Here is a 25,012-nt window from a genome sequence, read left to right as displayed (position 1 = left end):
ATAAGGATTATATGCTACAATGAGGAAAATAGTCGATAAGGGGTGAAGTCGTTGTATTTGTCTTCTGAGTACTTAAAACGTTTTGACAAAGACTTATATTACAAAGTGCTCTTACTCGAAAGCTTTGAGGATCAGGCAGGGCACACAGCGGCACAACTTGCACAAAAAGTTCAGCTAGATGCGCGAAGTGTAACCAGATATTTAGTTGAATTGATCAAGAATTATCAATTATTCAGTGGAAAAGAGCAATCTTTATTTACGAAGAATAATCGTTCGGGGTATCATTTTTATGATTCTCTTGATTCGATTGAACGTGAACGTTTTTTGATTTATCTCGTGCAAAGTACGCTTAAATACCAGCTATTGCACGACATTTTTTTTGAAGAATTCCATACGCTCTATCAATTCTCACAAAAGCATTATATCAGTGAGTCAACTGCTCATCGGAAAATCAATGATTGGAAAGAACAATTTTCGAGGTATGGTATCCAACTCAAAAGAGGAAGTTATATTGCGTGTGGGGAAGAAGAAATCATTCGTTTGTACCTACATATGACTTTTTGGCAGTTATTTCGTGGGAAAGTTTGGCCCTTCGAAACTATTCCACAACAGGACGTCAAACAAATCGCTTACCAGATTTTACAGTTTTTTGATGTTCGGTTGAATGAGATCAAGAAACGGCGATTAGAGTATATGTTAGGTGCATTTTTCTTACGTAGATCCCAAAAACATTTTGTGGTTTTAAATAATAAAAAGCGACGGTTGGTTGAAGAAAATCCACTATTTAAGGCATTCAGTCAGTGGATGGCGCCTTTTTTTCCAAACTATTTCCAAGGGAAAGAAGAATTAGGTGCGCTATTTCTAGTGTTGATGACCAAAGAAGAATATTATCAATCCCCAGGAATCCGTCAGCAAATTTTTGCTTTTCATCGAAAACAACAAACAGCTCCTTTTGTCGCTCTATTAGAAATGAAAAATTCTTTAGCAGCATATTGCGAAGAAAAGCAGGTGACCGAGGAACCATTTACCAAAGAAGCAGAGAACTATTTGCTTAGTAGTCATCTGTTCGCGTACTTGTTTCCTCATGCGAAGGAAATGGTTGATGGGGAAGGTAGCAATTTTTCTAGACACTTCATCAGTGAAAACGAGTCGTTGAAACAATGGCTGCAAAATTTTTTCAATAAAGAAAAGCAACGTTCAAACGAGTGGCTCTATGAGAATGCGACTTTCTTGATGCGAAGGTATTTGACCGTGTTAAAAACGATGCGTGTTTTTGATCGACAATTGCCAAAAGTCACTATTTTACTGATGACGGACTTTCCTCTTTTTGAAGAAGAATTACTAAAAGAAAACCTAAGGCACTTTTTCAGAGAGGAGTATCAGTTGTACTTTTTACCAGCGGATTATCGAGGAAGAGAGGTCGATCTGTTACTATCCACAAGCAAGATCCATCGCAAACCTTGGGCGGATCTAGACTATTTCATCGTCACAGATGAACTTGAACTCTCGGATTATATCCGTTTATTTGATAAAATCAAAGAAATCCAAATAAAGAAAGAGAGAAAAAATCATGACATTTGAAGAAGTATTGCCACAGTTAAAAACAGGTGCAAAGGTTATTAGAAAAGGTTGGAGTGGATTTGAATTATATGTTGTTCTTGTATCCGGAGATGAATTTGATGGCTGTCCAGTGACACCTTATTTTCTGATCAAAACGAGCGACGAAGGATTTTCTAGCTTTGCGCCAACCGTTTGCGATATTTTAGCAGAAGATTGGATGATCGTTGAATGACGAATCATTATCCAGACTTAGCCAATCAAGTCGTCTTTGTGACAGGCGCCGCTCAAGGAATCGGTGCTGCACAAGCAGAAGCTTTTTTAAATCAAGGAGCGAAAGTATTTGGTGTGGATCTGAAATTAGGTAAGATGGAAGAACTAGCCATAAAATACCCTACGCATTTTATCTCATTTCTCGGTGATATTTCACAAAAAGAAGTGATTGAACAAGCGGTCACTACTTGTCATGAAAGAGCTGGTGCTATTTCTATCTTATTGAATACCGCGGGGATTCTTGATGGCTACAAGCCTTTATTAGAAACAGACGAAACACTTTGGGATCGGATCTATGAGGTCAACGTAAAAAGCCTCTTTCGATTAACAAAACAAGTGTTGCCTGATATGCTCGAAAAGCAAACGGGAACGATCATCAATATGGCTTCCATTGCAGGTATGGTGGCTGGCGGTGGTGGAATCGCGTATACGAGCGCCAAACACGCAATCATCGGTTTCACGAAACAATTAGCACTTGATTATGCTGCGCAAGGGATACGTGTAAAAGCCATCGCACCAGGCGCCATCCAAACACCGATGAATGCAGCTGATTTTGCAGGTGACGGAGAGATGGCAAAATGGGTCGCAGAAGAAACGCCTGTTAAGCGTTGGGCACAGCCGGAAGAAGTAGCAGAATTGACGTTATTTCTTGCGACACCGCAAGCGAGTTATATCCATGGAGCAATCGTTCCCATCGATGGTGGATGGTTGCTTAAATAGCTGAAAGAAGAATAAGTGGGGGAAGCGTATGAAAGTGATCGATTGGTTGATGCCTCTTGGAATGGTTAGTGCAGTGGCTTATTTTGTACATGTGTTTCTTGGACAATACCTTTGGGAATCATATGATCCACTCACGACAGACATCAGTTCTTTGACCGCCATTGGTGCACCAAATGCACATTTATTGAATAGGATCCTGCTTATCTATGGTATATGTTTTTTACTGTTTGTCATTGGAATGGTCGTGAAATCCTTTGAAAAGTATCATGGGATGACTCGGATCGGTTATCTGGTTTTTCTTGTGATGGCAATCACTACAGTGGTAGGCTATAAACTATTCCCATTAACAGGCGATAAGGCGGATATGAATTTCCAAAATACGATGCACATTGTTGTGACGATCCTTGTCGTATTTACTACTATATCTTCTTTATTCCTTATCGGGTTTGGTTATCTTAAACAAGAAAAATTGCGTAAGTTAGGAAAAATATCTATTGCAACCGCCGTATTGATTACTTTATTTGGTGCATTGAATCCAATTGGGATGGCACAAGGCTGGAATGTTTTAGGACTAACGGAACGAATGGTGATCTTTCCCCTACAAGCTTTTGTTTTCTTTCTATCCTTCATCTATACGACGAATAATAAGCTGATCATATGAATGGTTCAGCTAAAGAATTATATAAGTAACTAGTAAACCTAGGATAAAAACCAGAGAACGCTCTGATCTTTATCCTAGGTTTATTTCGGACCAGCGAATCTATGATGAAGAAATCGTGTATGTTTTAAATTATTAAATGAGAGGACACTTCATATATGCAATCGAAAAATAAAATAACGATAATTATGTAAGGGTGTGTGAATGAAGTCTCCGTTTTTTCAGGGATTATAACGAAAATTGTGGAAATAAAATTACATTTTGGTTATAATGGGATGATAAATGGATAATATTATAACGGTTTACTCCTACAATGAAGCGTAAGTAGCGGTTGACGGCAAGTGCCATCATCCCATCCGTTGTTTAAATAAAAACGATATGAGAACGATATGGAAATTTGGCGAATGACGTTACTATTATGAATTTCCAAAAGAAGAGCAGAGGTTTGAGTAGAGTACTACAACCGGACAATTAACTAGTCCATTTTCTAATGTATGCGATTTCCTTATGGGATTTGCATAGAGGGAGGAAAGGCATGTTAGAAGTGAATAATTTAGTAAAGACTTTTGGGAATTACACAGCAGTGGATCAAGTATCTTTTCGAATTCCCCGTGGTAAGATTATGGGTTTGATCGGGCAAAATGGCGCTGGTAAAACCACAACATTCCGCTTGATTTTAGATTTTTTGACACAAGATCAAGGAGAGGTTTTATGGAATGGACAGCATTTAAGTGAAAAGGATTATGATGTGATTGGCTATTTGCCAGAGGAACGAGGTCTCTATCCAAAGGTATCGATCCAAGAACAGTTGATTTATTTTGCCTCACTCCGAGGGAAAACAAAAAAAGAAATCGTACCTAAAATCGATTTTTGGATGGAGAAATTTCAAGTGAAAGGTAAAAAAACGGATAAGGTCAAATCGCTATCTAAAGGGAATCAACAAAAGGTCCAACTGATCGCTACCTTGATCCATGAACCAGAATTGATCATTCTAGATGAACCATTCAGTGGTTTAGATCCAGTCAATGCAGAGTTATTAAAAGATGGGATCATCGAGTTGAAGGATAAAGGTTCAAGTGTCATCTTTTCAAGTCATAATATGGATAATGTGGAGAAGATTTGTGATCATTTGATCATGTTGCGTAATGGCAAAATGGTTTTAGATGGTAAAGTCCATGAGATTCGAGAAGCGTTTGGACGAACCAAACTATTCCTTGAATCTGGGCTTTCAAAAGAAGAGATTGAAGAAATCAGTGGCGTACAACAAGTGAGTGTACGTGAAGACCAATCGTTAGAAATCACACTAGAAGATCCAGAAGTAGGCAAAGAAATTTTTGCTCGTGCCACTCAGTCTGGCTATATTCCGATGTTTAATCAGCAACCACCGACATTGGAAGAAATATTTAAAATGAAAGCGGGTGAGCTGGGTGCATAAATTTTGGATCATTACAAAAGATGTCTACTGGAAAAACGTAAAAACTCTTTCCTTTCTGATCATGATTTTAGTTCCATTTATTACGATGGGAATCACTTATGTTGCAAGTACGTTTGCACAACAAAGTGGGGAGATCAACCGTGTAGGGATCGTAGCAGATAATGAGGAGATTTCTCAGTATCTGGCACAAATCAAGACGGATGATTTTGAATTTGAAGTAATGGCATCTGAACAAGAAGGCGAAAAGAAATTGGCAGAGGAGCAATTAGATGCTTATATGATTGTGGTCACTGAAAATAATACTGTTTCTGGAGAGTTGTTCAGTCAAGATTCATTAGGGCAAGTGACCCAGTTGATGATCCAGCAACAGCTGAATGGTATTCAATCAATGCTTCGTGCTAATAGTTTAGGCGTAACACCTGAAGAAGTCGCACAATTAAGTGAACAAGCAAACTTCTCCCGTCAAAAAGTCAGTTTTGATGAGGATGGCGCAATGGTGATAGGTGAGGATCATACGAGAGTACAAAATGTAGTGAGTACGGTTGTCAGTATCTTCTTGCTTCTTATTATTATGACCTATTCACAAATCATTGCTCAAGAAATTGCTTCTGAAAAGGGAACAAGAATCATGGAAGTGATATTATCCAGTACTACTGCACAAAAACATTTTTATGGAAAATTGACGGGGATCTTACTTGTGGCACTCACACAAATGGGATTATATGGAATTATTTTTGGTTTTGGCTACACACAGTTTAAAGATATGGATATCGTCCAAGCCTTTTTAGAAGAGGTATCCCTAGATATGTTCTTTGGCCCATTCCTATGGTATACACTGTTGTTTATGATCTTAGGTATTTTGATTTATTCGATCTTGGCAGCTCTTTGTGGCTCATTAGTCAATAAAGCAGAGGATACAGCAAAAGCAATTGTTCCTGTAACGTATCTTTCTTTTGGTGGATATGGTTTAGGATTGTCGCTTGCTGTAATTGATCCAAGTAATATCGTACTTCGTATCACATCCTATGTTCCTTTTCTATCCTCTTATATCATGCCGATTCGATTGGCAAATGAAACAGCCCAAACTACTGAGGTCTGGATTTCATTGCTGATATTATTCGTCGCAACACTAGGACTGATGTTCTTTTCTGCCACAATGTATAAATCCAATGTCTTAGTCTACAGTGAGGGTGGGATTTGGAGTTCCTTGAAACAATCGATTTCCATCATGAGGAATGAGAAAAATAAACAGTAAATGAAATAATAGATGAAAAACAAGTCAGGTTCCTCGGTATATGCTGATGGATCTGGCTTGTTTGCAAAAAAAGGTAGCTAGGAAGGAACAGTATGTAGTAGATAGAAGAACATTCTGGTTGTGGCAAAGTAAATGACAGGAGAGAAAAAAAGCAGAAAACAATGAATGATCAACAAGTAAAGGAATGTGAGAAACACTATACAACATGTTTATCAGAAGAAAAAGCAGCAGGAAAAACGATTCGATTTACAGATGAACGAATACCAGATATGTATGACCAAAATTTCACGTTGATCGATGAAAGTGATTCGCAAAATGAGTTGTTGGATATGATCGAACAGGAAGTGTTATTGAGAAAAGAACAAAAGCATTCATTTTGTAAAGTCCAAACCTATTCCCAGATCGACGGTGAGCAGTTAGCGAAACTGGAACAACAAGCGGAGGTAGAAACAGCTGGTTTTTATTTGTTTGATCTTTCTAAATTTGATCGTATCCGTCCAAGAACGGATTGTAAAGTAGTAAAAGTAACGAAGGTTTCGCAATTAAAAGAAAAATTATTTGTTGAGTTAGACGACGAAACGGACCAACCCTATTTGGAGTTTGTTGAAAACAAAGAAAAACGTAAAGAAGAAGTTTATTTAAGTGAAGACAAAATTGATGCGTATCTTTGTTATGATGAGACAAATCAAGTAGTGGGCACTTGTGATTTATTTCTTCATCAAGGTGTCGCAAAGATTGAAGATTTTTTCGTACTTTCTAAGAAACAGCGTCAAGGATATGGCACAGTATTGATCAAAGAGTTAGTAAAATTTGCGTTAGAACAAGGAGCGACTAAGATTTATCTAGTTACAGATGAAGGCGAAACGGCAAAAGAGATGTATCTGAAACTTGGGTTTGAAAGAATTGGGGAAAAGTAGGGATTATTATTTAAATGGTAGTTATGCAGAATTTTTTTACTTAGTTGCTGATTATTTTTACTGATGAGATAAGTACTGTGAATACTGATTGATATGGGAGAGAATAAATGGAGACGATCATATTTGCCCCAGCAACATTCAATCTAGCTGAAACAACCAGGATGATTGAAGTAGCAAACTATTTAAAAGACGAGGCACATTGTGTTTTTTTTGGATTTTCTAAAACATACAAACATCTGATAGAGGATGCAGGATTCACTTTTTATTTATTAAACCCTATATTTACTTTAAAACAAGAGAAGCAACTGATCAAGGTAGATCAAATGAAATCCATCAGGCATCCATTTACGTTTAAAATCGTTGAGGAACGAGTAAAAAATGAGTTGGCTTTCTACCAGAAAAAACAGCCGAAAGCTATCATTACGGGAACGAATATCACTGCTTTTTTGTCAGCTAGGATCTATAAAGTACCACTGATATATATCAAACCGTTTGCGTTGACAAGAGAGCAGCTATCTTTGCATGATGCTCCTGCACCTAAGCAATTGACACAGAAAATCATTCCAACGAACTTTATTTGGTCTATCTGTAAAAAAATAATCCTCCATACAAGATGGAAACCGTATGCACTAAAGCGTGTATCGAAAAATCATGGTTTGACACTCCCAAAATATACGATTGATTTATTATCAGGTGAGTTGGATCTACTTACGACGCATCCAATGTTTATTTCTGAAGTACCACTACCAAGAAATATGCGGATAGTCGGTCCGATCTATGCTCGCTTGGATTTAGAACTACCTCGTCCAATCAAAAAGGTGATCCAAGTTGCGAAAGCCAATAAAGTGAAACTCATCTATTTATCTATGGGAAGTTCAGGAAACAAAAAAATGATTTTAAAACTTTTGAACATTCTTACCAAATTGGATTGTGTCGTTATAGCACCAATAAAACACTTTATAACAGGAGACTCCAGCGAAAATAATTTTGGAGAAAATATTTATTTGACAGAGTTATTACCAGCACATCTGATTTCAAAGGAAGTCGATCTGTCAATCATCCATGGAGGAGAAGGAACTGTCCAAACCGCTTGTCTATCCGGCAAGCCATTTATTGGTATCGGACTTCAATATGAACAAGAATTGAATATTTGGTATTGTGAACAATTTGGGAATGCGCTAACTGTTCGACCGAATGAAATAAAGGATCATAAAATAATAAATACGCTCCACAAAATTTTTTCTAGGAAATATAGCCAAAAAGCGATAGAGATGAAGCAACTTATGAACATAGTTGGTGCTAAAAACGCAGCAGAGATCATCAAGACAGAATATCTCTAATATGTGCTTTTGAAGGATGTTGTTAAAGAGAAACATGAACGGGTTCATTTTAAAATAATGGGTGTTATTCTAGGGGGTATATAAATGAATGGTTTATATTTTGAATGCTTTGGAAGTTCGGACGTTTTAAAGTATGGTGAACTACCTGATCCAGTGGTTGGCGACAAAGAGTTGTTAGTTCAAATGGAATATATTGGACTGAATTATGCAGACATTTATCGAAGAAAAGGGGACTATCATATAGAAGAACACAAACCTTATATCAATGGCTATGAAGGAGTAGGGACAGTAGTTGAATTAGGTACTGCGGTCACCGAGTATGAAGTTGGCGACAAAGTGTTGTTTGTCGATGTTCCGTTTGCAAATGCTGAACTGGTAGCTGTACCGGAAGGGCATGCGATAAGAATCCCTAAGTCTGTTGATAGCCAGTTAGCTGCAAGTATTGGGTTACAAGGATTGACCGCAGATTTTCTAGCGCATGATCTAGGTATGAATCAAGTAAATGATCATGCTTTTGTCCATGGTATCAGTGGCGGAGTAGGCCAAATTTTATCGCAAATGTTAACTGCGGATGGGGTCAAAGTTTATGGGGTCACTTCTACGGAAGAGAAGAGAAAGCTCGCATTGAGTCAAGGTGCAGAGATGGTTTTTTTAAGAAAATCTGGTTGGGAATCTAACTTCCAGTCTTTTTTCGATACAGTCTACGATGGGGTAGGGTCTACGTTACTTGATAGTATTTCGTTGCTCAAAAACAGAGGAGCAGTGGTTTTCTTCGGTATGGCTGGGGGAACACCGCCAACTATTGATTTCATTAAATTACTATCTCAATCCAAGAGTATACTAACTGGTGATCTTTGGGATTACTTAACTAGCCCAGATGAACGAAAAGAAAGAAGTGCAAGATTATTCAAGTATTTTGAAGATGGAAAGATAGTAACAAGCCCACCAACGATTTATTCTTTAAAAGAAGGAAAAAATGCCCATGATCATCTTGAATCAGGTAAAAGTATAGGGAAAATACTTTTGCAGCCTTAGTAAGCTCTTAAGCGTCAAATATAGCATAAGAGCAATATTTCGGAGATAAGGCGGAACCCATAAAATTTGGTTCGTAATTCCCATGGGTTCCGCATCATTTCTCGAAGGGAAACAGTTTTGTTCACATCCTGCTAGTTATTTCTTTGATGAAAGTAATGCGTCTGATTTGAAACGTAATCGTCTTCTCAAAGTGGTTCCAATATAAGCCGCTCCCGTACTTTTGAGCAACTCAGGTAACAAGAATGGGACGAATCCGCTCAATAGCGCAGTTTGAAATGGCAAATGACTACTAAATGATAACCAAAGCGTACCTACAACTAAAGCAAGAAGAGAGCCGAATAGATTTGCACACCAAGCGTGGAAAAAGCGCGTACTGGTCTTTTCGATCCACCAACCAATGAAGAAAGATTGGAGAATGAAACCAAAAAGGTATCCACCTGATGGTCCGAATAAGATGCCCATTCCCCCAGTCATGCCAGAAAAGACGGGAAGTCCGATCAAGCCTAATAAGAGGTACATACAAACTGCGAGGGTACCAGCACGTTTTCCAAGAAATGTGGCGGTCAAGCCAATCGCAAAAGTCTGGCCAGTAAGAGGAACCAGACCTAATGGGATAGTAAATTGTGAGAGGACTGCAATAATTGCTGTAAATTCGGCAACGAGTATAAGTTCTTTTAATGATTTTGTCATTCGTTCTCCTTTCGTTAACCTTTTTTATTTTTTTGGTTAACGAAATTATAGAGGAAGAGAAAATAAATGTAAAGTCTCTTTATGATATATTTTGAAAAAGCACATAAGAAGTAAGAGTGCAAAAATATTTCCAAATGTGAGAAAAAGTATGAATAGCAAGCGTTTTGATACGTGATATAATTTTTATATAACATAATCAACTATATTTTGGCACATAGAAAAGAAGAAGGAATGAGGATGATTCATCTACAGATAAGTACTGAACGTGATTAATGAAAGTTTTTTTTTGCTGGATCACCCAAAGAACGTCGAACGGCTTTCTTTTGAAACGAAGAAGCTGATTAAACGATGAACAGCTAAAAGGCAACAACTGTGAAACACATGATGTAACCGTCTATCCACCATTGATAATGGGAGACACCAAGCAGTTGAGTGCTTACAGAACCTCTTTCATGGGATGATTGATCCCACAATTTTTGTTCAGTTTCAAATTCTTATGCTGTAGAGATTCTCTTCTATCCTTCGTCAAGTAAGTGAAGCATGGTAGTCAAAGGATATATTGTTGAAAGGAAGCTAGGGAACATCGAACCAGGTGTTGTTCACCAAGCAGTGAGGGTGTCTGTACTTACGCATGTTTGATACAGAACTACACATGAAAAGAAAAAACTCAGAATAGCGAAGTGCATACGTTTTTTTGAGGTTAGGACAGAAGTGTCTATCCTTAAGAAATAAGGTGGATTCTACGAAAATTGTCTTTAGATTTTTGTGGAATTCGCCTTATCTCTTGAAGAGGGGACTTCTGTTCTCGCCGTTTATTCGCATGTAAGGTCAAAAACAACAATCAATTTTAACTTTTATCACCGACTCGTTTCGATAAGGTAAAGAAGCGTAGGTCTAATTCAATGTGCATTTGGAACAGGAACTGACCACTAAGAGACGATTGCACTGATGGGGTGTGATGTTACAGAATCTTCATTCTAATATTAAGGAGTAAAGTATGATAAAAAAACTTTTGGATACGAAAAAACTATATTATGGTTTTCCTATCTTTGTATTGGGTTATAAAGATGAAGTATTTGGTTTCAACTATACAACGTGCAGTTCTTCTTATACGTTGGATAATCAATTGGTTATAGGTCTTTCTAGCGAGAGTAATGCAGCAGCACAAATTTCAACCTTTCGTTGTTTTACCTTCAATTTGGTCACTAGAGACTATTTAAAACAGACAGAAATCGGTGGATTAAGTAAAATCGATAAATTTAACGTGCCGGGTGCATTTCATTACGAGACATCTAAGTTGATTGATGCTCCAATCATTCAAGAAAGTTGTATCAACTTCGAATGCCAAGTTGAAAATATACTAGAAGTTGAAGGAATTAGTCATGTCTTTGCGACAATTCTCAGAAGATCAGTGGATGATACATTAATAAAAAATGGACAGTTGTTTGCTGAAAATCTAAATCCAGTTTTATTTATGGGTGATAGCTCTAAAAGAATATATAGATATTTATCGAATTGAACCATCAGATTTATCAAAAAAGTGAAACGGCAGTAACTGTAGGTGTATTCATGGCGCTTTAATAGAGGAAGACTTGTGAGGTAGATTGATTGATAAAAATGATAAAATAAAGCACAAAAAACCAGCTATCCAAAAGATAGCCGGCTTTTTTTGTACCAAAGTTTTTTGAATTATAGGCTTTGGTTGTAGTATTCAACGACAAGTGCTTCGTCGATTTCTGGGTACAATTCGTCACGTTCTGGTAAACGAGTCAATGAACCTTCTAATTTTTCAGCGTCAAAGCTTACGAATGCTGGACGTCCAACAGTTGCTTCAACTGCTTCTTTTACAGTTGAGATGTTTTGTGATTTTTCACGAACTGAGATCACTTGACCAACTGCAACGTGGTATGAAGGGATATCAACACGTTTGCCATCAACCATGATATGACCATGGTTAACTAATTGACGTGCTTGACGACGAGTAGTTGCAAGACCTAAACGATAAACAACATTGTCTAAACGTTGTTCTAGTAAGATCATGAAGTTAACCCCGTGTTTACCTTCTTTGATTTTGCTTGCTTTAACGAACAAGTTACGGAATTGACGTTCGTTCATACCGTACATATGACGTAATTTTTGTTTTTCAGTTAATTGCATACCGTATTCTGATTGTTTGCCACGGCTGTTTGGTCCATGTTGACCTGGAGCGTAAGGGCGACGTGCTAATTCTTTTCCTGTGCCAGATAATGAAATACCTAGGCGACGAGAAATTTTCCATGATGGTCCTGTATAACGAGACATTAAAATTTCCTCCAATAGATAACTATATTTTTTGGAGTAAAATAATCCGTTAAAAAATTCATAATCGTATAGTTTGTTCTTCAATCTTCACCTTTGCAGCCGCGGTTACGCAATTGAACCCGAAGCGGGGCAACAAACTAGGGACGAGTTATTATTTTTCTGCTGCATTATTTTACACGAATTACAGTATAAGCGATATGGCCTATCAATGTCAAGAGAATAAGTAGCAAAAAAGCTTTACAAACCCCAGTTCTGTCTATAGAATAAGAGGGTATATGCCAAAAGCATGAAAATAATTGAACAAATCTTAAAGGAGAAAAGAGATGAACCCAGTATCACCGTTGTTTGAAAAGATTGAGGCATCAATCGAAAAGAAAGTTGATTTGATCGGAAATAGTTACGCCCGTTATGCCGTGCGTGCTGTATTAGCCAGTTTGTTTTTGACACTTGGAACTGCTGTTGCTTTTTCGATTGCGATCAAAGGTGAGCATATTGCTCATGGATTTGGAAAGATACTTTATGCGTTTATGTTTAGTTGGTCGTTAGTCATGATTTTATACATGAATGCTGAACTTGGTACCTCAAATATGCTTTATATGTCAGTTGGGGTCCAACGTAAGCGGTTAAAATTAGGTCTAGCTGCAAAAATTCTGTTTACTTGTATTTTATTTAACTTGATTGGTGGGGTATTATTTGGTTTTTTAGTTTCCTTGACTACACCATTCCAAGATCTGCCGATGGATAATTATATGTTAGAGTCGATTGCAGTCAAATTGACGAAACCGACAACAACCATTTTGGTGGAAGCAATGTTTGCCAACATTGTAGTAAATACAGCGGTATTGATTAGTATGCGAATGAAAGATGATGCAGGGAAAGTCTTAGCGATTGTTTTCATTATTTTCATTTTTGCTTTTTTAGGCTATGAACACGTTATTGCCAACTTCCCGGCATTTACATTAGCTTATTTTGTTTCAGGTGGGCAGATGGATGCGATGACTGTTGGTAATGTGATCCACAATCTATCCTTTGCGTTGATCGGGAATTACATTGGTGGTGGTTTAGTCATTGGTTTAGGTTATGCATGGTTGAATCAATCGAAATCATCTTATGTTGACTAGTTCGTTCCTTTAAAAATCGAAGGAGGACATCCCTTGGAGACAATTGTTTTTCCGAATAATAAAGAAAAAGCTCAGCAGATGGAAGCTTACATGAAGCACCATTTCCGATTTGCAGGAGTTCCTAAGCCAGAAAGAGCGTTACTACAAAAGGCTCTTTTAAAAGAAAGCCAGAAGATACCTATTTCAGACTTACTTTTATTAGTAAAAGATTATTATATGCAGGAAGAACGTGAGTATCAGTATTTAGCGATCGATTTAGTCCAAAAGAACGTCAAACGTCTTTCGTTTGATAACTTAGTATGGTTACTTGAGCTTGTCTCACAGAAAGAATGGTGGGACAGTATCGATTCTTGGCAAAAAGTCTACAGCACGTGGGGGAAACTCCACCAAGAAGTTGAGGCGGTTTTTCAATTATTTGAAGGTCAAGAAGACTTTTGGTTAAGACGAATTGCGATCACTCTGCAACTAGGGTTTAAAGAACAGACAGATGTCGCTCTACTTGAACGAGCGATTGATGCAGACCGATCAACAAAGGAATTTTTTATTCAAAAGGCTATTGGTTGGGCGCTGCGGGACTATAGCAAAACAAATCCACTTTGGGTAAAAGAACAATTGACAAAAGAACTAAGCAAACTTGCAACGAGAGAAGCAAGTAAGTATTTATAGAGAGGCGAGATAGAATGACACGCAAATTAATTGCTTTTGATATCGACGGCACGTTGTTAGATTCCAACAAACAGGCATTGGACAGTACAAGGGAAGCCTTGGAAAAACTGCGTAAAGATGGACATTTAGTGACGATTGCTACAGGGCGTAGTCGCTTTCACGCACAAGAAGTTATCCGTGATCTAGCATTTAGCAATTATATTCTATGTAACGGTGCAGCCGGATTTTTGGATCATGAACAAGTCTATAAAAATTTGCTGGACCAAGAACAATTACACCAATTTATTCAAGAAGCGCAAGAAAAGGATATTGATACAGCATTTGTAAGTTTGGATTCAATCAAACGCTTTTCATCTAATCGTATCGATATGATGGAAGATGCAATGCATTCATTTGGTGCACATTTACCAGAATTGGACGAATACTTTGTTGAAAAACAGGATGTCTATCAAGCATTAGCTTTCTTTGATCACTCTTATGATCAACAATTCAGTGCTTACGATCGTATCCGTTTTGTGCGCTGGCACGAAAATAGTGTCGATGTGGTGCCGCACGATGGTTCCAAAGCGGTAACGATCATGAACCTAGCCAATCGAGTAGGGATTGCGCCAGAAGACGTCATCAGTTTTGGTGACGGACAAAATGATCGCGAAATGCTTCGTATGTCTGGTATTGGGGTGGCAATGGGGAATGCCGTACCAGAAGTCCAAGCGGAAGCCAAAATGGTGACAGACACGAATGATCAAGATGGTATTTGGAAGGCATTGAAAGAGTTAGCTTTGATTTAGGTCATAAACATCATACAACAATAATTTTAGTTGAAAAGAGGGCATGCAACAGGATTTTTCTGATTGAATGTCCTCTCTTTTTTTACCTCATTATGATACATAAGCGATATGCTATCATATTATCAGATAGGTACTATCCGACTTCTTTAAAATAGGAGGTGATATCATGGGAGACATCATCGTACACGTCGTTTTGGTTTTGAAATTGCTGTTTTGGTTCATGTTCTTCATAGGTTTAGCCCTGTCTATTGTTTACTTAGTCAAAAGAATAAAAAAATAAATTTTGAACAATTTACATAGTGAGAGATAAGGAGAGGAAAAGCTGTTGCTAGCTAGTTCCAAATTGCCTTTCTGATTATTCTAGAAAAGAGCTTCTTTTACAACCTCTTTCCTTTCTTTACTAAAACACTTATAATATAAGATACGTTAGAAGAGAAGAGGAAATCGTGTGCGGGTATTGTTTATTGGTGATGTAGTAGGTGCGATGGGTAGAGAAATGATCACAGAATATCTCCCTCGCTTGAAGAAAAAATATCGTCCACAAATGACGATCGTGAATGGTGAGAATGCGGCTTCTGGTCGTGGGATCACAGAGAAAATCTATAAGAAGTTTCTACAAGATGGCGTAGATGTCGTGACGATGGGGAATCATACGTGGGACAATCGTGATATTTTTGAATTTATCGATGATGCGAAAAAAATGGTTCGTCCAGCAAATTTTCCAGAAGGAACGCCTGGGCAAGGAATCGTTTTTGTCAAAGTTAATCAATTAGAACTGGCGGTCATCAATATGCAAGCTCGTTCATTTATGGTTGATTTAGATGATCCATTTCGTAAAATGACCGAGTTAGTCGAAGAAGCTCGGAAAAGAACACCGATCATTTTTGTTGATTTTCATGGAGAAACGACGAGTGAAAAACAAGCAATGGGCTGGTTTTTAGATGGAAAAGTATCTGCTGTAGTCGGTACACATACTCACGTTCAAACAAACGATGCACGAATCTTACCACAAGGAACGGCGTATTTGACGGATGTTGGTATGACGGGTCCATATGATGGAATTTTAGGGATGCGTCGTGAACCAGTGATTGAAAAATTTTTAACGGCTTTACCAAAGCGGTTTGAAGTGGTGGAACAAGGTCGTGGGCTTTTAAGTGGTTGTATCTTGGACATCGACGACCAGACGGGACAGGCAAAAGATATCCAATTGATCCAAATCAACGATGACCGCCCTTATAGAGAATAGAAAGCGAGAGGGAATGTGCAGGACAAAACGACGATCCAATTAGAAGTCGATCAATTAGCGACTCTTTTAAAGAAGAATGAAACGATCACACGTTATCAAGAATTGGAACATAAAGTGAAGCATAGTCGTTACTTGAATCAACAAACAGAAGCATTGAAGCAAGCGCAAAAAGATGCAGTACAATATGCGCATTATGGACAAAAAGAAGCAGAAAAAGAAGCAATCAAACGGATCGAAGTCTTGACACAATCAATCGACGACTATCCTTTAGTGATCGCTTACCGCCGTCAACTGGTGGAAGCAAATGAGTTATTGCAGCACTTGACTCAAATGATCCAAAATGAAATCAATGAGTATATAGAGGAGGAGCATAATGCCTCAAAAAACTAAGAACACTCCAATGATGGAACAATATCTAAGCATCAAGGCACAATACCAAGATGCTTTTTTGTTCTATCGTCTCGGAGATTTTTATGAATTATTTTATGAAGATGCTGTCAAAGCAGCACAAATCTTAGAACTGACATTAACTAGTCGAAATCGTAATGCGGATGATCCAATCCCGATGTGTGGGGTACCGCATCATTCTGCACAAGGATATATCGACAGTTTGATCGAAAAAGGATACAAAGTAGCGATTTGTGAACAAGTCGAAGATCCTAAGACGACTAAAGGAATGGTCAAACGAGAAGTCGTGCAATTAGTGACTCCTGGAACAGTGATGGACAGTAAAGGATTATCAGCCAAGGACAACAACTTTCTGACGGCTGTGGTCAATCAAGGTTCCGCTTTTGGTTTTGCTTATGCCGATTTGAGTACAGGCGAATTAAAAACAGCCCGCTTACTTGATGAAGAAGCCGTTTTGAACGAAACCTCCGCGTTACAAACAAAAGAATTGATTCTAGGAACAGAAATCAGTGAAACGTTATATGAACAACTAAGTACAAGACTTGGCTTAGTCTTTTCAAAACAAGAAAGTGTAGAAGAAAATGCGGAATTCAATTTTCTAACGAGTGAGTTGACGGATGAATTAGAGAAGGAAGCGACTGGAAAGTTACTTACTTATTTAGCAGTCACCCAAAAAAGAAGTTTGGCACATATCCAAAAAGCAGTCGAATACCAACCAGATCATTTTTTGAAGATGGATTATTATTCTAAATTCAATTTAGAATTAAGCCAGTCGATCCGTACTGGAAAAAAACACGGCACGCTTCTGTGGTTGTTAGATGAAACCAAAACTGCGATGGGGGGACGTTTGCTAAAACAATGGCTTGATCGTCCGCTGATCCAATCCCATCAAATCAATGCTCGGCAAGAAATGGTGGCATCGCTGATCAATAGTTATTTTGAACGTCTTGATTTACAGAGTGCGTTGACGAAAGTCTATGATTTAGAACGTTTAGCTGGACGTGTCGCATTTGGTAACGTCAATGGTCGAGATTTGATCCAGTTAAAAACATCGCTACAACAAGTACCGATGATTCGCGGGCTGATTGAAGGCATCGATCAAGGACAATGGTCAGAGTTATTAACAGATATGCAGCCAATGGATTCATTAGTTGAGTTGATTGAACAAGCGATCCAAGAAGACGCACCTTTGCAAATCACTGAAGGAAACGTCATCAAAGACGGCTTCAATGAACAGCTAGACACCTATCGTTCTGCGATGAGGAATGGTAAACAGTGGTTAGCAGAATTAGAAGCGCGCGAACGCCAAAGTACAGGGATCAAAAATTTAAAAGTTGGTTTTAATCGAGTGTTTGGTTATTATATTGAAATCACGAAAGCGAATTTGATGAATGCCGAACTGGAAAAATATGAACGGAAACAAACGTTAGCCAATGCAGAACGATTTATCACACCTGAATTAAAAGAATTAGAAACACAGATTCTAGAAGCGGAAGAAAAATCAGTAGATCTAGAATACCAACTCTTTTTAGCTGTTAGAGAAGAAGTGAAAAAAGCAATCCAGCCACTGCAAACTTTAGCGAAAACACTGAGTACTGTAGACGTCTTACAAAGTTTTGCAACGATCAGTGAGCGTTATCAATATGTTCGTCCAGAATTGACGAACCAAAAGACACTAGTGATCGAAGAAGGTCGTCATCCGGTTGTAGAAAAAGTGTTAGGGCATCAAGAATATATCCCAAATAGCGTGATCATGTCGGAAGAAGAAATGATCTTGTTGATCACCGGTCCTAATATGTCTGGTAAAAGTACGTATATGCGACAGTTAGCATTAACGGTATTGATGGCACAGATGGGCTGTTTTGTTCCGGCGCAAAAAGCAGTGCTACCGATTTTTGATCGGATTTTTACTCGAATCGGTGCAAGTGATGATTTGATTGCGGGGCAAAGTACCTTTATGGTGGAAATGATGGAAGCCAACCAAGCGTTGCGTCATGCGACGCCGAATAGTTTGATTTTATTTGATGAACTCGGTCGAGGAACAGCCACTTACGATGGTATGGCATTAGCACAAGCCATCATCGAGTATATCCATCAACATGTTAAAGCGAAGACATTGTTTTCTACCCACTATCATGAGTTGACGGTGCTTGATACGGAATTACCGCAATTGAAAAATGTCCATGTTGGTGCAGTCGAAAAAGATGGTGATGTGGTATTTTTACACAAGATGATGGACGGTCCAGCAGATAAAAGCTACGGGATCCATGTAGCTAAGATTGCGGGTCTACCAGATGAATTATTGTCACGTGCCTCTGCGATCTTAGCCTTTTTAGAATCAGGAGAAACGACACACCATGTCTCTGCACTTGAAGCATCTGTCACGAAAAAAAGCGACTATCCTAAGTCACAAACCAACCAACCAAGCCATCAGGTCAATGAAGAAAGTCAACAACTATCTTTATTTGGTGAAGTAACGGAAGCTGAAACGCAAATCATTGCTGCATTGAAACAGTTGAACCTACTAGAAATGACGCCAATGGATGCGTTGAATAAACTGTACGAACTGCAAAAACAATTATAGGAAGAAGGTGCTGATCGATGGCGAAGATCCAAGAATTATCCGAACGCTTGGCCAATCAAATCGCCGCAGGAGAAGTCGTTGAACGACCCGCTTCTGTGGTGAAGGAACTTGTTGAGAATGCCATTGATGCCCATAGCTCTCAAATCGATATTCTCGTAGAAGAAGCCGGTTTACGAAAAATCCAAATCATCGATAATGGTGAAGGAATCTTAGCAGAAGACGTTGAAAATGCGTTCAAACGTCACGCGACGAGTAAAATCCATAACCGCGATGATTTATTCCGCATTCGGACATTAGGGTTCCGTGGGGAAGCTCTTCCTAGTATTGCTTCTGTCTCTGAATTGACGATCGAGACAGCCAATCAAGATGAAACACAAGGGACCTATCTTGAATTAAAAGGTGGGGAAGTGTTGACACATCGCCCTGCTCCATTGAGACAAGGAACAAAAATCACAGTCAGTAATTTGTTTTTCAACACGCCTGCACGGCTAAAATACGTCAAGACATTACAAACGGAATTGGCGAATATAGGCGATATCGTCAATCGACTAGCGTTGAGCCATCCTGACATCGCCTTTCGCTTAGTCCATGATGGCAACAAGATGTTAGCAACAGCTGGTAACGGAGATTTGAAACAAACGATTGCCGGAATCTATGGTTTGGCGACAGCGAAAAAAATGTTGAAGGTTGAAGCAAAAGATCTTGATTTTGAAGTTTCAGGTTATATTTCTTTACCAGAAGTCACTCGTGCGAGTCGTAATTATCTTTCAACGATCATCAACGGTCGTTTTATCAAGAACTTTTCTTTGAACAAAGCAATCGTGGCAGGTTATGGTTCTAAACTGATGGTTGGTCGTTTTCCAATCGCTGTTTTAGAAGTCAAAATGGACCCGTTGCTTGTCGATGTGAATGTCCATCCAACGAAGCAAGAAGTTCGTTTATCAAAGGAAAAAGAACTGACTGAATTGATTGCACAAGCGATCCAACAAGCACTAAGTCAAGAAAATCTGATTCCTAGTGCAGCAGACAATTTGCGCTTCAAGAAAAAAATTGCCGATCAACCTAAAACAGAACAAATCGAAATCGATCTTTCTTATGCGTTTGAGGAACCACCAAAGAAACCCCAAAGTTTGAATTTCGATCGCCAGACAGGTACATTTTACGTGGAAGAAAATCCACAAAAATCAGCCTACCCTGTTGATAAGTCTGTGGAAAATGTTGAAAACTCTTCTGTTTTTTCTGAAGATACACTGAATTATCCAGAAAAAGAGGAAAAAACGGTGGATAACTCTGGTGAAATTGTTGATAACTTTGTAGAAAAATCAGTGGATAACTTTCAACAGGATCATTTATCCACTGTTGATAACTCTCAAGCACAAGAAGATCTGACGGAATCAGTAGAAGAGAAAACCATAGAGGAAGAACAAGGCTTTGAACAAGAAGAAAGCAAGTTGCATCCTGAGTTTGACATGAGCCAAGACAGTCGAAGTTTGGAAAAAGCAATCAGTAAAGTCGAGCAGGAAGTGCCAACGCAACGCTTTCCGCACCTTGAATATTTTGGCCAAATGCACGGAACCTATCTATTTGCCCAAAGCAATGAAGGCTTATACATCATTGACCAACATGCTGCGCAAGAGCGGATCAAATATGAATATTTCCGTGAAAAAATCGGCGATGTTTCAGATGATTTGCAAGAATTACTCGTTCCTTTTGTTTTAGACTATCCTAATAGTGATGCAATCAAGCTAAAAGAGAAGAAAGAACTATTAGAAGAGGCAGGCATTTATCTGGAAGAATTTGGTCAGAATAGTTTTATCGTGCGAGCGCATCCGACTTGGTATCCAAGTGGGGAAGAAGAATCGATCATTCAAGGGATGATCGACATGTTATTGACAACTGGCGAAGTGAATGTGAAGAAATTCAGAGAAGCCACAGCGATCATGATGAGCTGTAAACGCTCGATCAAAGCGAATCACTATTTGAATGAGGCACAAGCGAGAATCTTACTAAAAGACTTAGCAAAATGTGAGAATCCGTTCAACTGTCCTCATGGTCGTCCGGTACTGATCCACTTTACGAATTCAGACATGGAACGAATGTTCAAACGAATCCAAGATCCGCATTGATCCGCGAGATTCGGAAAGGAAGTTTTTGATGAAAATAGTATTGGCTTCACAGTCGCCTAGAAGAAAAGAATTACTCGAAAGATTAGTGCCAGAATTCTCGATCCAACCGGCAGATATTGATGAAACGCCTAAGCCAAAAGAAGACCCAGTTGCTTATGTCCAACGAATGGCAGCAGAAAAAGCAACTGCTGTACAAAATAATGAAGAAACGTTAGTTATTGCTAGTGATACTACCGTAGTTCTAGGAAACGAAATCCTTGGTAAACCAGAAGATGATGAAGAGGCGAAACGGATGTTACGCAAATTCAGTGGTACGACACACGACGTCTACACAGCCGTCGTAATAACTGATGGGACTCAAGAAGAGTGCATCCTTTCTCAGGCATCAGTCACTTTTTATGAATTGACCGATGAAGAGATCGAGCGCTATCTAGCAACTGGCGATCACCGTGATAAAGCTGGGGCGTACGGCATTCAAAGTTACGCAGGGGCTTTCGTAGAATCGATTTCTGGCGATTACTATAGTATTGTCGGCTTTCCGATCGGCGCAGTCAATCAGGCGTTGAAAAAATGGCCAGATCTTTTATCCTAAAATCGTGGACGTCTGTATCTAGGTGAATAAAATCAAAAACACATGATCCAAGTAGCAAGAAACGGATCATGTGTTTTTTCTAGTTATATTAGTTCAGAACCTAGATTCAAGCGTATCGGCTAGAAGCTATAAAAAAACATGGTAAACTTAATCTATCTGAAGGGAGTGGACGAGGTGATTACAACGGATAAGTTTTATCATGGTGAAACGAAAAAAGCGCCGTTCTTTGAAGGTTGGTATTTTAAGCATCAAATCGGCGATGAAGTCTACGCATTTATTCCGGGTTACTCCATTGGAGAACAAGGAGAAAAGTGCCCGTTTATCCAAGTGATCAATCATGAGTCTTCGGAAGTCTTCCATTTTGATCGTGAAGTCTTCATGGCAAGCGAAGATCGTTTGTTTGTGAAAATCGGTGAGAACACATTTAGCGAGGAAGGAATCACACTAGCTTTACGTAGTCCCTCATTGACGATTGAAGGAACGATTTCTTATGGAGAGTTTACTCCGTTGAAAAGGAGTCGCTATGCCCCAAGTATCATGGGACCTTTCTCTTATTTATCTTTTATGGAATGCTACCACGGAATTTTAAGCATGAAGCATTCGTTAGAAGGAACGTTGAGTTGGAACGGCCAACTCATTGATTTTACGAATGGAATAGGATATTTAGAAAAGGACTGGGGAAGTTCATTTCCCGCAACCTATTTATGGGTCCAATGCAATCAGTTTAGCGATTCGGATGCTCGCTTTTTCTTTTCCGCAGCAGAGATCCCGTTTTTAGGTTTCCGTTTTTTAGGAATCATTTCGGTTTTACAAGTCGGTGAGGAAGAACATGGCTTATCCACCTATGATGGAGCCAAAATTTCGGAAATTTTCCGTGAAGAGGAGCATCTGATCATTCGAATACAGCAAAAAAACATTGAACTAGAAATGCAAGTGCTAGCAAAAGAAGGGCATGCGTTGATGGCGCCACAACAAGGTCAGATGAGCCGGATCATTCGTGAGAAAGCGAGTACAGAGATGACCTTGATTGTCCGAAAAAATAAGCAAGAAATCTTTCATCAAAAGGGGAAGGCTGCTGGTTTTGAAGAAGTGGGCAATCTCCGTGGGCACGAGTATTAAGGAGCTTGATCATATAATAGTTATATCGCACCTCCAAAAATAAGCCTGAACCTCCAGAAATTAGAACAATTTCCGGAGGTTCAGGCTTATTTTTCGGAGCGATGTGATTTTATCACACTCGACTTATTCGACAATTGATTTATATTCACTGTAACCAGCAGTATCCATTTCTTCATAAGGGATAAATTTCAAGGCAGCAGAGTTGATGCAATAGCGTAAGCCACCTTTATCTGCGGGTCCATCATTAAAAACATGTCCAAGATGGGAGTCGGCTTCATTACTTCTTACTTCGACTCGGTGCATCCCATGAGAAAAATCCGCTTTTTCTTTGACGTCTTTTCTGCTGATTGGTTGGCTAAAAGCTGGCCAACCACAGCCTGCATCATATTTCTCTGCAGAACTGAAAAGCGGTTCGCCGCTAACGATATCGACATAGATCCCTTTTTCATAAAAGTCGTCGTATTCTCCAGTAAATGGACGTTCTGTCGCATTTTCTTGTGTCACTGCATAAGAGATCGGAGATAATGTTTCTTTTAAGTTTTCTTGGTTTGCGTCGGTTGGTTTGCTCATTGATAATGCCCCCTTTGTCTCTTAATCATACTGCCATCTGAAATAGAAGCAAACAATCTGCTTTTGAAAGGGAGAGTAGCCCAATGGCTTAGCGGAAATTTAAAGAACAGCACGTATTTACTATCTTGCTGTTCAGGTCAGGACGCTTTTCTTACAGCCTAGATAATCGGTGTTCAAGAAGCAACACTTCGGTCACAAGCCAAAAAAATCAAAAATGAAACAACCATTTTCGATTTTTCCGTCTTCTGCCTTAGTGCTAACCGCTTCTTTCACAACCTAGATAAACGGTGTTCGAAAACCAACTCCTTCAATAGTAAGTCAAAAATTGAAAAAATATGAGGAGCTATTTTCTCAATTTCCGTCTTACTATTCGGAGCTGAACGGCTTTCTCACAACCTTCTTCTTCGTGCAAATTCCACGAACCGGAATTTGTCGAGGCGGTGGATCGATTCAGTGTATTCGAAGCATTCGGTATTCTCTAAATAGACGAGTCCACGAACGATCACGACGTAAGGATCGTCGTGGAGGTCCATTGATTCTGCAATACTATCATCGATCGGTTCGACGGTGATTTCTTTTTGGGCATAGGCAATCGAGAGATCTAGTTCATTCTCAAAGTACTCATAAATCGAGTTGCTTGCTTGCTCGCTAGTCAAAGTAGGTACGGTTTCTTTTAATAAATAGTCCCGATCTAAAATGACGACTTCGCCATTGATTTTCCTTTGGCGGACTAAATGCCAGACAGGTGTATCGATCGGCCAACCAGTAACTTTGTGTAATTCGTTGTCGACTACTGTTTCTTCAAGTGTTTGCACGATCGTTTCACTAGGAATATGTTGGTTTTCTTGAAGCTCTTTATAGCTTGTCAATCCAGCAATGGGAAAGTCAAAGCGGTTACGGTCTAAAACGATCGATCCTTTTCCTTGTTTCTTTTGGATATATCCTTCTGTTGTCAATAGATTGAGTGCTTTACGAATTGTTTCCCGTGAAACACCATAAATTTTGATCAATTGATTTTCACTGGGTAGTAAAGTATGAGGAGGATACTCTTTATCTAAGATTTTCTTTTCTAAGTCTAAAAAAATTTCATTGAATTTGTTCATCTTTCCTCTGCTACTCAAAATATAGACAAAAATACCTATATCGAGATTTCTCTACCACTCACGTAGGTAGAATTACTGTTTCACCGAACGCCGCCTCGTCACTTCGACACTACTACGGTTTGTCTCGTTCTCCACAGTCGTTGATTCCCGACTAAGCCATCGGTACATATACAAAGTTGCGTGCTTATGCAATCACATTGTATTCCTTCACATCTTTCAAATTCATGCTTGCGTTATAATCTCTATCTGCTACGTACCCACAGTTCTCACAACGATAGGTACGCTCTGATAGCTTTAAAGCTACTTTCTTATGCCCACATTCATAACATAATTTCGAGCTAGGATAGAATCGATCGGCCAGTCTTAACTCAATAGTAGAGACTTTACATTTGTCTGCTAATTTTTTACGAAAAGCATAGAAAGATTGCTCTCTCACAGCTTTTGAAAGATGCCGGTTTTTCATCATCCCCTTGACATTCAAATCTTCAATTGTGATATAAGCTGGTTT

The 25,012-nt window shown here is 38.9% G+C and carries 24 protein-coding genes; 19 read left to right on the top strand and 5 right to left on the bottom strand.

Features of this window, described 5'->3' with window-relative positions; translation table 11 throughout:
• Positions 1-51 precede the first annotated feature (51 nt).
• The 9 genes from CUS89_RS13985 to CUS89_RS13945 all read left to right on the top strand — a co-directional run bounded on the left by CUS89_RS13985 (position 52) and on the right by CUS89_RS13945 (position 9,190).
• Positions 52-1,581, top strand: coding sequence for a helix-turn-helix domain-containing protein (locus tag CUS89_RS13985; RefSeq protein WP_104872574.1), 1,530 nt, complete (start codon positions 52-54; stop codon positions 1,579-1,581).
• On the top strand, positions 1,571-1,792 hold the full coding sequence (locus CUS89_RS13980; protein ID WP_104872573.1) for a DUF2829 domain-containing protein: 222 nt from the start codon (positions 1,571-1,573) through the stop codon (positions 1,790-1,792). The genes CUS89_RS13985 and CUS89_RS13980 overlap by 11 nt, the downstream gene beginning before the upstream one ends.
• Positions 1,789-2,550 carry a 3-oxoacyl-ACP reductase gene (locus CUS89_RS13975; RefSeq protein ID WP_034689367.1) on the top strand — a complete coding sequence of 254 codons (762 nt, stop codon included), beginning with the start codon at positions 1,789-1,791 and terminating at the stop codon, positions 2,548-2,550. Before CUS89_RS13980 ends, CUS89_RS13975 begins: the two co-directional genes overlap by 4 nt.
• A gap of 28 nt (positions 2,551-2,578) precedes the next feature.
• Positions 2,579-3,211: a DUF998 domain-containing protein gene (locus CUS89_RS13970; RefSeq protein ID WP_104872572.1), complete on the top strand. Its 633-nt coding sequence runs from the start codon at positions 2,579-2,581 to the stop codon at positions 3,209-3,211.
• Between the two features lie 532 nt (positions 3,212-3,743).
• On the top strand, positions 3,744-4,643 hold the full coding sequence (locus tag CUS89_RS13965; RefSeq protein ID WP_104872571.1) for an ABC transporter ATP-binding protein: 900 nt from the start codon (positions 3,744-3,746) through the stop codon (positions 4,641-4,643).
• On the top strand, positions 4,636-5,898 hold the full coding sequence (locus CUS89_RS13960; protein ID WP_104872570.1) for an ABC transporter permease: 1,263 nt from the start codon (positions 4,636-4,638) through the stop codon (positions 5,896-5,898). Before CUS89_RS13965 ends, CUS89_RS13960 begins: the two co-directional genes overlap by 8 nt.
• A gap of 161 nt (positions 5,899-6,059) precedes the next feature.
• A complete protein-coding gene (locus tag CUS89_RS13955) occupies positions 6,060-6,815 on the top strand; it encodes a GNAT family N-acetyltransferase (protein WP_104872569.1) in 756 nt (251 codons plus the stop codon).
• 107 nt (positions 6,816-6,922) lie between these two features.
• Positions 6,923-8,155, top strand: a complete 1,233-nt coding sequence (locus tag CUS89_RS13950) for a glycosyltransferase (protein WP_104872568.1) — start codon at positions 6,923-6,925, stop codon at positions 8,153-8,155.
• 84 nt (positions 8,156-8,239) lie between these two features.
• Positions 8,240-9,190, top strand: a complete 951-nt coding sequence (locus tag CUS89_RS13945) for a zinc-binding dehydrogenase (RefSeq protein ID WP_104872567.1) — start codon at positions 8,240-8,242, stop codon at positions 9,188-9,190.
• A 135-nt stretch (positions 9,191-9,325) separates the two neighbouring features.
• Here CUS89_RS13945 and CUS89_RS13940 read toward each other — a convergent pair whose 3' ends face one another.
• A complete protein-coding gene (locus CUS89_RS13940; RefSeq protein ID WP_104872566.1) occupies positions 9,326-9,880 on the bottom strand; it encodes a biotin transporter BioY in 555 nt (184 codons plus the stop codon).
• A gap of 997 nt (positions 9,881-10,877) precedes the next feature.
• Between CUS89_RS13940 and CUS89_RS13935 the strand changes: the two genes are divergently transcribed.
• Positions 10,878-11,399 carry a flavin reductase gene (locus tag CUS89_RS13935; RefSeq protein ID WP_104872565.1) on the top strand — a complete coding sequence of 174 codons (522 nt, stop codon included), beginning with the start codon at positions 10,878-10,880 and terminating at the stop codon, positions 11,397-11,399.
• Between the two features lie 170 nt (positions 11,400-11,569).
• Here CUS89_RS13935 and rpsD read toward each other — a convergent pair whose 3' ends face one another.
• Positions 11,570-12,181: a 30S ribosomal protein S4 gene (rpsD, locus tag CUS89_RS13930; protein WP_010734406.1), complete on the bottom strand. Its 612-nt coding sequence runs from the start codon at positions 12,179-12,181 to the stop codon at positions 11,570-11,572.
• Between the two features lie 323 nt (positions 12,182-12,504).
• Here rpsD and CUS89_RS13925 point away from each other — a divergent pair, with 323 nt between their 5' ends.
• From CUS89_RS13925 to CUS89_RS13885, 9 genes are all read left to right on the top strand, one after another.
• Positions 12,505-13,302 carry a formate/nitrite transporter family protein gene (locus tag CUS89_RS13925; RefSeq protein ID WP_086335315.1) on the top strand — a complete coding sequence of 266 codons (798 nt, stop codon included), beginning with the start codon at positions 12,505-12,507 and terminating at the stop codon, positions 13,300-13,302.
• 33 nt (positions 13,303-13,335) lie between these two features.
• A complete protein-coding gene (locus tag CUS89_RS13920) occupies positions 13,336-13,968 on the top strand; it encodes a DNA alkylation repair protein (RefSeq protein ID WP_086335316.1) in 633 nt (210 codons plus the stop codon).
• Positions 13,969-13,982: 14 nt separating this feature from the next.
• Positions 13,983-14,756, top strand: coding sequence for an HAD family hydrolase (locus tag CUS89_RS13915; protein WP_071866085.1), 774 nt, complete (start codon positions 13,983-13,985; stop codon positions 14,754-14,756).
• 448 nt (positions 14,757-15,204) lie between these two features.
• On the top strand, positions 15,205-16,002 hold the full coding sequence (locus CUS89_RS13910) for a TIGR00282 family metallophosphoesterase (RefSeq protein ID WP_023518925.1): 798 nt from the start codon (positions 15,205-15,207) through the stop codon (positions 16,000-16,002).
• Positions 16,003-16,017: 15 nt separating this feature from the next.
• Positions 16,018-16,392, top strand: coding sequence for a YlbF family regulator (locus tag CUS89_RS13905; protein ID WP_071866086.1), 375 nt, complete (start codon positions 16,018-16,020; stop codon positions 16,390-16,392).
• On the top strand, positions 16,376-18,994 hold the full coding sequence (gene mutS / locus CUS89_RS13900; RefSeq protein ID WP_104872564.1) for a DNA mismatch repair protein MutS: 2,619 nt from the start codon (positions 16,376-16,378) through the stop codon (positions 18,992-18,994). The genes CUS89_RS13905 and mutS overlap by 17 nt, the downstream gene beginning before the upstream one ends.
• Positions 18,995-19,011: 17 nt before the next feature.
• Positions 19,012-21,120, top strand: coding sequence for a DNA mismatch repair endonuclease MutL (mutL, locus tag CUS89_RS13895; protein WP_104872563.1), 2,109 nt, complete (start codon positions 19,012-19,014; stop codon positions 21,118-21,120).
• A gap of 28 nt (positions 21,121-21,148) precedes the next feature.
• Positions 21,149-21,712, top strand: a complete 564-nt coding sequence (locus CUS89_RS13890; RefSeq protein ID WP_104872562.1) for a Maf family protein — start codon at positions 21,149-21,151, stop codon at positions 21,710-21,712.
• Between the two features lie 174 nt (positions 21,713-21,886).
• On the top strand, positions 21,887-22,831 hold the full coding sequence (locus CUS89_RS13885; protein ID WP_104872561.1) for a tocopherol cyclase family protein: 945 nt from the start codon (positions 21,887-21,889) through the stop codon (positions 22,829-22,831).
• A gap of 123 nt (positions 22,832-22,954) precedes the next feature.
• Here CUS89_RS13885 and msrB read toward each other — a convergent pair whose 3' ends face one another.
• From msrB to CUS89_RS13870, 3 genes are all read right to left on the bottom strand, one after another.
• Positions 22,955-23,401: a peptide-methionine (R)-S-oxide reductase MsrB gene (msrB, locus tag CUS89_RS13880; protein WP_104872560.1), complete on the bottom strand. Its 447-nt coding sequence runs from the start codon at positions 23,399-23,401 to the stop codon at positions 22,955-22,957.
• 389 nt (positions 23,402-23,790) lie between these two features.
• Positions 23,791-24,504, bottom strand: coding sequence for a trehalose operon repressor (treR, locus tag CUS89_RS13875; RefSeq protein WP_104872559.1), 714 nt, complete (start codon positions 24,502-24,504; stop codon positions 23,791-23,793).
• A 184-nt stretch (positions 24,505-24,688) separates the two neighbouring features.
• On the bottom strand, positions 24,689-25,012 hold a 324-nt coding region (locus tag CUS89_RS13870), incomplete at its 5' end, for an RNA-guided endonuclease InsQ/TnpB family protein (protein ID WP_146103419.1).

Origin of the sequence: Enterococcus mundtii (assembly GCF_002947535.1) — a bacterium.
GTDB lineage: Bacteria > Bacillota > Bacilli > Lactobacillales > Enterococcaceae > Enterococcus_B > Enterococcus_B mundtii_B.
Note: the sequence above shows the minus strand (reverse complement) of the source record. Positions and strands in the feature narration are given on the sequence as shown.